General features: G+C 48.4%; 1 protein-coding gene and 1 pseudogene. Both read left to right on the top strand.

The annotated features are described in order from the left end of the window. Positions 1-315 (top strand): type VI secretion system contractile sheath small subunit (gene tssB, locus QMN38_RS26780; RefSeq protein WP_323606430.1); only part of this gene is annotated, 315 nt, incomplete at its 5' end. A gap of 31 nt (positions 316-346) precedes the next feature. Next, a pseudogene (locus tag QMN38_RS26775) lies at positions 347-434 on the top strand (type VI secretion system contractile sheath domain-containing protein); the annotation flags it as partial.

The following is a 434-nucleotide window of genomic DNA, read 5'->3' as shown; positions in this document are numbered from 1 at the left end:
AATTTCGATGCTGTTCTTTCTGATTATTCCCCCAGAGTCGACCTCACTGTTAAAAATACGCTTGCTGATGACGGCAGCGAGGACACCATCAGTCTGACATTCCAGAACATGAAAGATTTCTCACCGGAACAGGTTTCCAGACAAATACCCCAGCTGAAAGCCATGCTTTCCATGCGCAACCTGCTGCGTGATTTAAAGGCCAATCTGCTGGATAACCAGGCTTTTCGAAAGGAGCTGGAAAAAATTCTGCTGAACCCGGCGCTCAGCGCGGAGCTCAGAGCCGAATTGTCATCTCTGGCACCAAAACAACCTTAACCATCACGACGTTATAACGGATTAACAAGGAATGCTCATGTCTGTTCAAAATGAAAGTACTGTGGGTGGAGAAAGCGTTGTACTGGAACGCGCTTCGGCGAATGGGGTTTACGCGTCCC

It is taken from the genome of Citrobacter sp. R-1.5.2 (genome assembly GCF_035064245.1).
Taxonomy (GTDB): Bacteria; Pseudomonadota; Gammaproteobacteria; order Enterobacterales; family Enterobacteriaceae; genus Citrobacter.
Note: the sequence above shows the minus strand (reverse complement) of the source record. Positions and strands in the feature narration are given on the sequence as shown.